The sequence below is a fragment of the Proteus vulgaris genome (assembly GCF_016239305.1).
GTDB lineage: Bacteria > Pseudomonadota > Gammaproteobacteria > Enterobacterales > Enterobacteriaceae > Proteus > Proteus vulgaris_C.
Map to the genome: position 1 here is coordinate 1 of NZ_JAEHOQ010000067.1, position 631 is coordinate 631.

The 631-nt window shown below is 34.9% G+C and carries 1 protein-coding gene; it reads left to right on the plus strand.

The genetic code is table 11. The features are described 5' to 3' along the window. The first annotated feature begins 231 nt into the window (after nucleotides 1–231). On the plus strand, nucleotides 232–615 hold the full coding sequence (locus JEP40_RS18985; RefSeq protein ID WP_232799367.1) for a hypothetical protein: 384 nt from the start codon (nucleotides 232–234) through the stop codon (nucleotides 613–615). The last annotated feature ends 16 nt before the right edge of the window (nucleotides 616–631 follow it).

A 631-nucleotide genomic window follows, 5' to 3' on the forward strand; every position in this document is an offset into this window, starting at 1 on the left:
GGCTGAACCTAAAATAGACGCCATATCAGGAGATCCTTTTTGGCATCATGGTGAGTTAGTTTGCTTTTTAAAATATCGCAACATATTAAATATTTAGTATGTCAAGATTATACCTTACAATTATATTGTCGTCGGGAAACTAGCCCACTTCCTTATAAAGTAAAGCTTTTTCTTGTTCCATCGTTAGCAAAGCTTGCGAATGAACAAGCTAGAGCTAATCAAGAGGCATTAATGAAAGAAGATAACCTCGATGATCTGTTCCCCTCCAATACAAATCCATTGTTAGATAGCTTTACAGATCCTAGAAATCATTCTATGTCAGGTATGTATGTTCCATATATAAACAATGAATTATTAGAAGCTTCTTGGCCAGAGCTAGAATTACAACGCAAACTCAATCGACAGAAGTTTAAAGAACAAATACAACAATACACCAATAGAAATGATACTGATCAAACTAGGATCCCTCCAGAAAGAGTTGCAAGAGATAAATGTTTTTTAGGCATGCAAGAATCAGTGGCTATTACTCTTAATATCACAAAATCAATTCCAGGAGGCAAAAATGCCCTTATCCGTTTTAGCAGTAAGGCAAAAGAAGAGATGGAACGTTTATAAATGTTTTCTCTTACTA

Excerpts from the sequence above, each read along its gene's own strand:
- JEP40_RS18985 (WP_232799367.1), top strand. The coding sequence starts at position 232 with ATGAAAGAAGATAACCTCGATGATCTGTTCCCCTCCAATACAAATCCA.